The organism is Intrasporangium sp., from assembly GCF_039812505.1.
GTDB lineage: Bacteria > Actinomycetota > Actinomycetes > Actinomycetales > Dermatophilaceae > Intrasporangium_A.
The window spans coordinates 1-8946 of sequence record NZ_JBDIAQ010000142.1; the positions used below are offsets into that span (position 1 = coordinate 1).

Consider the following 8946-nt stretch of genomic DNA (forward strand, 5'->3'; position numbering starts at 1 on the left):
GGGACCGGGAGACTGACCTGAGCCGGGACCCGGCCGGTCCTCGACCACGGTCACCGGCCGGTCCTCGATCGCCTACCCTTCTGGTGTGTCCCTCAGCTTCCGGTCCCGCCTCGAGCATGCATCCGTCCCCTGGGTCGGGCGGGTCAACCGGCTCCCACGTCCCGTCCCGCTCCTCGTGCTGGTCGGGCTGCTCGCAGTGGGGGCCTTTGCCCCGGTCCCGTGGGGCGGCATTGCCTTCCTGGCAATCGCCCTGTTCGTCGGGTGGCTGCTCTTCCTGACCTGGCAGCGTCTGAAGCAGCCGGAACGCCTGATGCGTCTGTCGGTGCTCGTGCTCGTGGTCGCTGTCGCGATCGTCAAGCTGGTCCCGAAGGGCTGACCACTCGCCCACGAGCAGCCACCCACCCGACCGGCGCACCCACCCACCCGACCCCGAGAGCAACTGCCCGGCCCGCACCGCCCATCAACTTGACAATGATTCTCACTCTGAGAATGATTCTCATGTGAATCCTCGTCGTCTGGTAGCCGCCACGCTCGTCGCAGCGGCGCTCGGCGCCCTCTCCGCCTGCACGGGCAGCACCGCCGCCATCGACCCCGCCACCGGGACCGGCTCGACCGGTGCGCAGCCCCTGACCGTGGCGACCTCCTTCTACCCGCTCGAGTTCGCCGTCCAGCAGATCGCCGGTGAGCATGCCAACGTGACCTCGCTGACCAAGCCGGGCGCCGAGCCGCACGACGTGGAGCTCAGCGCCAGACAGGTCGTGGCCCTGCGCAAGGCCGACCTTCTCGTCTACGAGAGCGGGTTCCAACCGGCCGTCGACGAGGCGACAGGCCTGCTCGACCCCAGCAGGCTCCTCGACGTGACGCCGGTCGCCGACCTGACCACGACCGACCCCGGCGAGCACGACCCCGCGGCCGGCGACGACCACGACCACGCGGTGGACCCGCACTTCTGGCTCGACCCGGAGCGCTACGCGACCGTGGCGGACGCGATCGGCGCCCGCCTGGGCCGGCTCGACCCGGCCCGCGCCACCGCATACGCCGCGGGCGCCAAGGCGTTCGTGGGACGGCTGGACAAGCTCGACAGGCAGTTCCACGCCGGCCTGGCGCACTGTCGGATCACCGACCTGGTCACCAGCCATGCCGCGTTCGGCTACCTCGCGCAGCGCTACGGGCTGGTGCAGCACGGCATCACCGGGCTGAACCCCGAGGCGGAGCCGACCGCCGGGGCGCTCGCCGCGATCACCCGCCTGGTCACCGAGCGGGGAGTGACGACGATCTACCAGGAGACGCTGGTCGAGCCGCACTTCGCCCAGGTCGTCGCGGCCGAGACCGGCGCCGCGGTGGCCACCCTCGACCCGGTCGAGGGCATCACCACCGCGTCGGCAGGCACCGACTACTTCGGGATCATGCGGGCCAACCTCGCCAGGCTCGAGAAGGGCCAGGACTGCCGATGACCACCGCACCGGTCATGCACCCGCGGGCACCCCGGCCCGAGCCGGTCATCGAGCTGCGCGCCGCGGCCTTCGGCTACGGCGAGCACGCGGTGGTCGAGGACGTGGACCTGACCGTCCACAGCGGCGAGATCGTCGCTGTCCTGGGCCCGAACGGGGCCGGCAAGTCGACCCTGATGAAGGGCATCCTCGGGCTCAACGAGCACGTCGGCGGCACCGTCCACCTGTTCGGCGAGCCGGCCGACCAGCTGCGTGACCGCGCGCGCCTCGGGTACGTGCCCCAGCGGCATACCCTCTCCTCCTCGGTGCGGGCGACAGCCGAGGAGATCGTCGCCACCGGGCGGCTGCCCCGGCTCGGCTGGTTCGGGCGGCTGAAGGCTACCGACCGCCAGGTGGTGGCGCGCTCCCTCGAGCTGGTCGGCCTGGCCGACCGGGCCGCCACCGAGGTGAGCACGCTCTCCGGGGGCCAGCAGCGCCGCGTGCTGATCGCGCGGGCCCTCGCCGGGCAGGCGGAGGTCCTGGTCATGGACGAGCCGACGGCCGGTGTCGACGTCGCGAGCCAGCACGTGCTCGCCGACGTGCTCGCCCGGCTCGTAGCGCAGGGCGTGACGATGGTCATCGTCACCCACGACCTCGGTGCCCTGCAGCGCCTGCTGACCCGCATCGTCGTGGTGGACGGGGGACGGCTGGTCTTCGACGGCACACCGCAGCGGTATGCCGCCCAGCTCGCCCCGGTGCCCCACGAGCGGGACTCGCGCCACCACCACCACGACGGCAAGCCGGCCGGCCCGGCCCGCCCCCACGCGCTGACCCGTGACCCGGTGGACCCCTCGGGAGACGACCATGGCTGAGATCCTCACGACCGACTTCATGCAGCGGGCGCTCATCGCGGCGCTGCTGGTCGGGCTCGTCGCACCGATGGTCGGGATCTTCCTCGTGCAGCGCCGGCTGTCGCTGATCGGCGACGGCATGGGCCACGTCGCCCTCGCCGGGGTGGCCGTCGGCCTGGTGACCGGCCAGGAGCCGGTGCTGACCGCGCTGGTCGGAGCGGTGCTGGCCGCCGTCGTCATCGAGCTGCTCCGGGCCCGCGGGCGCACGAACGCCGACGTGGCCCTCGGCGTCATCTTCTACGGCGGCATCGCGGCCGGCGTCGTGATCATCAGCAAGGCGCCGGAGAGCACCCCGGCCAACCTCATGAGCTACCTGTTCGGCTCGATCCTGACCACGCGCACCTCGGACGTGTGGGTCTTCCTCGTCCTGGCGCTGGTCATCGTCGGGACGCTGTGGGTGCTCTGGCCGCGCCTGTTCGCGGTCGCCAACGACGAGGAGTACGCCCGCGCGGTGGGCCTGCCGGTGCTGCCGCTGAACATCGTGCTCGCGGTCCTGACCGCCACCACGGTCGTGGTCGCGATGCGAGTGGTCGGCCTGCTGCTGATCAGCGCCCTGATGATCGTGCCCAACGCCGCCGGCCAGCTGCTCGCCCACAGCCTTACGTCGGGACTGCGCTGGGCGGTGGCCATCGGTCTGGTCTCGGCGGTCGGCGGGGTGGTCGTGTCGTACCCCCTCGACACCCCGTCGGGCGGGACGATCGTGGTGCTCGCAGTGCTCGCCTACATCGTCACGGCCGCGGCGACCGCGGTCGCGAGCCGGCTGCGGCAACGGCGCCACGCCGTCGCGGAGACGCACGACCACGAGCACGGTCCGGGTTGCGGCCACGACGCGATCGTGCACGGCGACCACGTCGACTACCTGCACGACGGCCACCGGCACGCTGCCCACCAGGGCCACTACGACGAGCACGGCACCGACGGGCATGGTGCCGACGGGCACGGCACCGACAACCGCCATGCCACCGGGTCCCGCGGCGACCGGCCCACCGGAGACGACCAGGAGGTCCGGGCATGACCACGAGACGCACGACGCGCCGGCCGACCCGGCAGCAGCAGGCCGTGGCCGACATGCTCGGGCAGGCCGGCGGCTTCGCGTCCGCCCAGGCGGTCCACACCCGGCTGCGCGAGGCCGGCGAGGCGGTGGGGCTCGCGACCGTCTACCGGACACTGCAGGCCCTGGCCGAGGCCGGCGAGGTCGACGTGCTGCGCACCGACGAGGGGGAGGCCGTCTACCGCGCCTGCGAGCCCGGCCACCACCACCACCTGGTCTGCCGCTCCTGCGGCCGGACCGTCGAGGTGGAGGGCCCCGCGGTGGAGCGGTGGACCGACCGGGTCGCCGCCGAGCACGGCTTCACCGAGGTGACCCACACCCTGGAGATCTTCGGCACGTGCCGCACGTGCGCCACCGCCCGCCCGCGCTGACCGCGCGCACCACCGATCACCTGCCGCCCGGCTCGACCGCCCGCGTCAGCCCGCCTGGAGCACCGCCTGGCTGGTGGCGGTGCCGTACCACGCGAAGATGATGTAGAGGGTCGTGCCGAGCATCGCCCCGACGAGGAACCGGCCGAGCCGGCTCGAGCTACGCCCCCGGAACAGCGTCAGGCCTGCGGCGGTGCCGCCGAGCACGAGGATCGTCAGCACCGCGAGGGTCACGTTGAGCACGAAGACCGCCATCGCGGCGACACATCCGGCAAGGATGAGCTTGACCCGACCCCGACGGTCGTTTCCGGCGGCCCGCTTGCCCGGTGTCCGGTGCTGGATGACCACCATCGCCTCCTCGCCCATGTCATGCCTGCCGGACCGCCCCCCGGCGGATCCGGTCCTTCCCCTCTCCCTTACCCAGTATGCGCTCGTCAGTATGCGCTCGCCCCTTGCGCCGGGCAGGCCGGCAGAGCGGGTCAGCGCCCGCCCCGCGTCGCGCCACCTTCCGGCGTCGCGCCCCGCCCCGGCACGTCGACGGCGCCCCCGTAGCGACGGTCCCGAGCGGCATACTCCTCGATCGCGGCCCACAGGTCGAGCCGGTCGTAGTCGGGCCACAGCCGGTCCTGGAAGACCATCTCGGCGTAGGCGGACTGCCAGAGCAGGAAGTTGCTCGTGCGCTGCTCGCCGGAGGAGCGGATGAACAGGTCGACGTCGGGCATGTCGGGCTCGTCGAGGTGGCGCTTGACGGTCCGCTCGTCGATCGAGCCCGGCCGCAGCCGGCCCGCCCGGACCTCCTCGCCGATGCGCCGGACCGCGTCGGCGATCTCGGCCCGGCCCCCGTAGTTGACGCAGAAGTACAGGGTGAGCCCGGTGTTGTGCCGGGTCAGCTCCTGGGCAACCTCGAGCTCCTTGATGACCGAACGCCAGAGCCGCGGGGCCCGGCCGACCCAGCGCATCCGCACGCCCCACTCGTGCAGCTGGTCGCGCCGGCGCCGGATGACGGCCCGGTTGAAGCCCATCAGGAAGCGCACCTCGTCGGGCGAGCGACGCCAGTTCTCGGTCGAGAAGGCGTAGGCCGACAGGTGGGTCACGCCCACCTCGATGGCCCCCGCGATGACGTCGAGCAGCGAGGACTCGCCCGCCTCGTGCCCCTTGGTCCGCGGCAGCCCCCGGGCGTTGGCCCACCGTCCGTTGCCGTCCATCACGATCGCGACGTGCCGGGGCATGACCGAGGCGGGGATGACCGGCGGGCGGGCGCCGCTCGGGTGGGGGAAGGGCTGGGTCATGGTCCTCCGGTCGGTCCGGGCTCGCACTCGGCGGCGCAGCCATCTGGTGGGCGTGCCACGAAGACTACGGGTCAGGCCCGCTCGACGAGCCGCAGCGAGCGGACCCCACGCTCGAGGTGCCACTGGAGGAAGGCCGCGACCAGCCCGCTGGCCTGCCGCCGGTGCCGCGGGTCGCTCGCGTCGGCCGACTCCCAGTCCCCGCACAGCAGGGCCGCGAGCAGCTCGAGGGTCTCGGGAGCGGGCGCGCTCGAGCCCGGTGGGCGGCATACCGGACAGACCACCCCGCCGGAGCGCACGTCGAACGCCCGGTGCGGCCCGGGCGCGCCGCACCGCGCACAGTCCCGAAAGCTCGGGGCCCAGCCGGCCACCGCGAGCGCGCGCACCAGGTAGGCGTCGAGCACCAGCCCCGGGTCGTGCGCACGCCCGGCCAGCGCCCGCAGGGCGCCCACGAGCAGCAGGTACTGCTGCGTCTGCGGCTCGTGCTCCTGCGTCAGCTGCAGCGTCGTCTCTAGCATCGCGGTCGCGGCCGTGTAGCTCGTGTAGTCGCGGGCGATCGAGCCGCCGTACGGCGCCAGCGTCTCGGCCTGGGTCACGGTGTCCAGGTTGCGGCCCTGGTAGCACTGGACGTCCACGACCATCCCCGGCTCGAGGCGCGAGCCGAAGCGCGACTTGGTGCGGCGCACGCCCTTGGCGACCGCCCGCACCTGCCCGCGCCCGCGCGTCAGCATCGTGATGATGCGGTCGGCCTCGCCCAGCTTGTGGGTTCGCAGCACGACTGCCTCGTCACGGTAGAGCGGCATGGCGCCATTGTCTCCCGGCGGACCACCGGTCGGGGCGCGCCTCACGGGTGTCGCCGCGGCCGAACAGGTGTTCGAGGTTGAGGTACGCTCGGGTGCATGGATCTAGCGCTGCAGGGCTCCCTGCTCGACCTGGCCGACGAGATGACGCTGCGTGACCTGCCGGCCGGCCTGCGGCGCACCCGGCTGGGCCTGGGCGCCTGGGTGGACGTGCGGGCCGGCTGGCTCGCGAGCGGTGACGACCTGCTCACCACCCTGCTGCGCGACGTGCCGTGGCGCGCCGAGCGCCGCCGGATGTACGACAGCGTCGTCACGGTGCCGCGGCTGACGAAGTTCTACGCGGCCGGCGAGCGGCTCCCCCACCCGATGCTCGTGCGGGCCCGCGACGCCCTGAACGCGCACTACCGCGACGAGCTCGGCGAGCCCTTCGTGACGGCCGGGCTCTGCCTCTACCGCGACGGGCACGACAGCGTCGCGTGGCACGGCGACCGGATCGGGCGCTCGAACCAGCTCGACACGATGATCGCCATCCTCTCCCTGGGGTCCACGCGCGCGCTGACGCTGCGCCCGCGCGGCGGCGGCCGCAGCCGGCGCTTCCCGCTGGCCCACGGCGACCTCGTCGTGATGGGCGGGTCGTGCCAGCGCACCTGGGACCACGCCGTCCCGAAGACCTCCGAGCCGGTGGGCCCGCGCATCTCCGTGCAGTTCCGCGTCGCCGGGGTTCGGTAGGCTGCGGTATGCCGCTCAGCCCCGTCCGCGACGGCGCCGCCCTGCCGTTCGTCGACCACCTTCGGCAGGAGTCGGATCGGTTCCGGTCGGTGCTCGCCGGCCCGGACGGGGGCCTGCCGGTGCCGACCTGCCCCGACTGGCGGGCCGACGACCTGTTGTGGCACCTGGGTGAGGTGCAGTGGTTCTGGGGTGAGATCACGCAGCGCCGGGTCACGGAGCGCGGCGACGTGGCGCAGGTCGAGGCGGCCAAGCCGGCCAGGCCCGCGGACCGAGCGGGGCTGCTCGACTTCTTCGACCGGTCCAGCGAGCGCCTGGCTGTGGTGCTCGCCGATACACCCCCCGAGACCGAGCTGTGGATGTGGGCCGCGGACCACTCGGCGGCATACATCGCCCGGCGGCAGGCGCACGAGGCGCTCATCCACCGCATCGATGCGGAGCTGACCGTCGGGGCCGAGCGGGCGCCGGTCGACTGCCGACTCGCGGCCGACGGTGTCGACGAGGCGCTGCGGGTCATGCGCGGGTACGAGCCGGAGCCGGGCCTGACGGCCACCCCGACCGGGTCGCCGGTGACGATCGCGCTGGTCGACGGGTTCCACACCTGGACCGTGACGCCCGTACGGGTGACCGGCACCGACTCCGACGGCGACGCCTGGGACGTGCCGCGCCTGCTCGTGCAGGGTGGTCCCGCCGACGGGCCCGCCGAGGTGAGCGGCCGCGCCGGGGACGTCGACTGCTGGCTGTGGAACCGGCCCCCCGTCGGCGAGATCGGCCGGACCGGGGACCCGGCAGCCCTGAGGGTGCTCGACCTCGTCCTCGCCGGCGCCATCGACTGACTTCCGTCCGTGGCCGCGCCGACGCGGGGCGGGCCGATACCTCGACCCGCCCCGCCGGCTGCCTGGCGCCGCTCAGCAGCTGGTCACGGCCTCGGCCTTGGCGATGCCGTACTGCGCGCGCTCGTCCAGCAGCAGCGGGATCAGCCCCCGCGCGGGCTGGGCCATCGTGACGTAGGCGCCTCCGGCGTTGCGCTTCCAGCTGATCCCCTGGAGCCGCAGGTTCGCTCGCACCTGCTCCAGCTGGGCGGCAGTGAGCTGGTACCCGCACATCGGGCGGGGCTCGACGCTGCCGGACGAGGTCGGCAGCATGCTGTCCTGTCCGGAGAAGTAGACGACCCCGGAGCGGGCGGCCCCGGCCTGGGTGGCCCGCTGTTCGGCAGCAGCCGTCTGACGCGCCAGGACCCCTCGGTTCTCCAGCATCATCGACATCGAGCCGACCGCGCTCGCGTACTGGTCCGAGACCCGGCGGCGGTTGAGCAGGGTCGCGTCGTTCTCCTCTGCGGATGTGACGGCGCGGCTGGCGGTCTCGGTGAGCTGGCCCACCTGGTGCCTGAGACCGGCGTAGTTGCGCAGGATGCGCGCCTGGTGGTCTCCGGCGACCTGCAGGAAGGGCTTCCCGTCCTTGACCAGCTCTCCGTAGACACCGGTTGTATGACCGTTCGCCTCGATCTGGGCGCCCGTGTACTGGTTCACCATCCGCTTGGAAAGGGAATGGATCGCCGGGTCGACGTTACGGTTACGCGGCCAGAGCAACAGCGTCTGGGTGTTGTAGAACTCGCGCGGGCCGAATTCATGCAGGTCATTCAGAATGTCGGGCTTCCAGTCCCGCATGATTTTCGTCAGGGCTTGCGCCTCGGGTGTGGCGAGCTGCAGGAAATCGCGGTTGATGTCGACGCCGTCGCCGTTGCCGCGCGTGTTCGCCTGCCAGCCGTCAGGATTGATGTTGACGAAGAGGACCGTCGTGTCGGTCAACAACCGCCGCCAGGACGGATCGGCTGTGACCGCCATGTCGCGGGCGAGCTGCAGGCACGCCTCACGACCCGACGGCTCGTTACCGTGGATCGAGCAGTTGAACAGGACGACCGACCCCTCGGCGGCGTCCGCCTTGGTCTTCGGCGTCGGGTACCCGACCGAGACCAGCTGGATCGGCTCCCCGGTCACGGACCGGCCGACTCTCTCGACGGCGACGCGATCGCTGCTGGCAGCCAGCTGCCTCCGGAAGCGTTGCGCCTGTTGCAGGGTGGTCCAGGTTGCGCCGTTGCTGGTCTCGAAGGGGGTACGCAGATCACCCGGCGCTGCAGCCGCTCGAAGGCTGCGCTGCAGCTGTGGGCCCGGATCGGCCGGCACCTGTTCCGTGCCGGCCCGGACCGGCGCGGCAGCGGGAGTCGCCCAGGAGTTGCCGGAAACGAGGACTGCACCGGCCAACGTGGTCACGCCCAGGAGCGTGGCCAGTCTTGTGGTCCGTGGTCGTGACATCTTGAGGGGCACTTTCTCGTGAGTGTGGTGCCTCGTCGCACACATTCACGGCAAAGCCGATC

General features: G+C 72.5%; 11 protein-coding genes. 7 read left to right on the top strand and 4 right to left on the bottom strand.

Annotation, left to right across the window (positions count from 1 at the left end; translation table 11 throughout):
• Positions 1-85: 85 nt before the first annotated feature.
• The 5 genes from WMI84_RS14775 (at position 86) to WMI84_RS14795 (ending at position 3763) form a co-directional block, all read left to right on the top strand.
• The gene (locus tag WMI84_RS14775) at positions 86-376 is read left to right on the top strand and encodes a DUF6703 family protein (protein ID WP_347354470.1); all 291 of its coding nucleotides are present in this window, start codon (positions 86-88) and stop codon (positions 374-376) included.
• A gap of 124 nt (positions 377-500) precedes the next feature.
• A complete protein-coding gene (locus tag WMI84_RS14780; protein ID WP_347354472.1) occupies positions 501-1454 on the top strand; it encodes a metal ABC transporter substrate-binding protein in 954 nt (317 codons plus the stop codon).
• Positions 1451-2302, top strand: a complete 852-nt coding sequence (locus WMI84_RS14785) for a metal ABC transporter ATP-binding protein (RefSeq protein ID WP_347354474.1) — start codon at positions 1451-1453, stop codon at positions 2300-2302. The genes WMI84_RS14780 and WMI84_RS14785 overlap by 4 nt, the downstream gene beginning before the upstream one ends.
• Positions 2295-3356 carry a metal ABC transporter permease gene (locus WMI84_RS14790; protein WP_347354476.1) on the top strand — a complete coding sequence of 354 codons (1062 nt, stop codon included), beginning with the start codon at positions 2295-2297 and terminating at the stop codon, positions 3354-3356. The genes WMI84_RS14785 and WMI84_RS14790 overlap by 8 nt, the downstream gene beginning before the upstream one ends.
• A complete protein-coding gene (locus WMI84_RS14795) occupies positions 3353-3763 on the top strand; it encodes a transcriptional repressor (RefSeq protein WP_347354478.1) in 411 nt (136 codons plus the stop codon). Before WMI84_RS14790 ends, WMI84_RS14795 begins: the two co-directional genes overlap by 4 nt.
• A 45-nt stretch (positions 3764-3808) precedes the next feature.
• Here WMI84_RS14795 and WMI84_RS14800 read toward each other — a convergent pair whose 3' ends face one another.
• The 3 genes from WMI84_RS14800 to recO form a co-directional block, all read right to left on the bottom strand.
• The gene (locus tag WMI84_RS14800; RefSeq protein ID WP_347354480.1) at positions 3809-4126 is read right to left on the bottom strand and encodes a hypothetical protein; all 318 of its coding nucleotides are present in this window, start codon (positions 4124-4126) and stop codon (positions 3809-3811) included.
• A gap of 113 nt (positions 4127-4239) precedes the next feature.
• Positions 4240-5049, bottom strand: coding sequence for an isoprenyl transferase (locus tag WMI84_RS14805; protein ID WP_347354482.1), 810 nt, complete (start codon positions 5047-5049; stop codon positions 4240-4242).
• A 71-nt stretch (positions 5050-5120) separates the two neighbouring features.
• Positions 5121-5849, bottom strand: a complete 729-nt coding sequence (gene recO / locus WMI84_RS14810) for a DNA repair protein RecO (RefSeq protein WP_347354484.1) — start codon at positions 5847-5849, stop codon at positions 5121-5123.
• A gap of 96 nt (positions 5850-5945) precedes the next feature.
• Between recO and WMI84_RS14815 the strand changes: the two genes are divergently transcribed.
• Positions 5946-6575 carry an alpha-ketoglutarate-dependent dioxygenase AlkB gene (locus WMI84_RS14815; RefSeq protein ID WP_347354486.1) on the top strand — a complete coding sequence of 210 codons (630 nt, stop codon included), beginning with the start codon at positions 5946-5948 and terminating at the stop codon, positions 6573-6575.
• 8 nt (positions 6576-6583) lie between these two features.
• Positions 6584-7408 (top strand): maleylpyruvate isomerase family mycothiol-dependent enzyme, encoded by an 825-nt coding sequence (locus WMI84_RS14820; protein WP_347354488.1) that lies wholly within the window; start codon positions 6584-6586, stop codon positions 7406-7408.
• A gap of 72 nt (positions 7409-7480) precedes the next feature.
• Here WMI84_RS14820 and WMI84_RS14825 read toward each other — a convergent pair whose 3' ends face one another.
• Positions 7481-8842 (bottom strand): M14 family zinc carboxypeptidase, encoded by a 1362-nt coding sequence (locus tag WMI84_RS14825; protein ID WP_347354490.1) that lies wholly within the window; start codon positions 8840-8842, stop codon positions 7481-7483.
• Between the last annotated feature and the right edge of the window lie 104 nt (positions 8843-8946).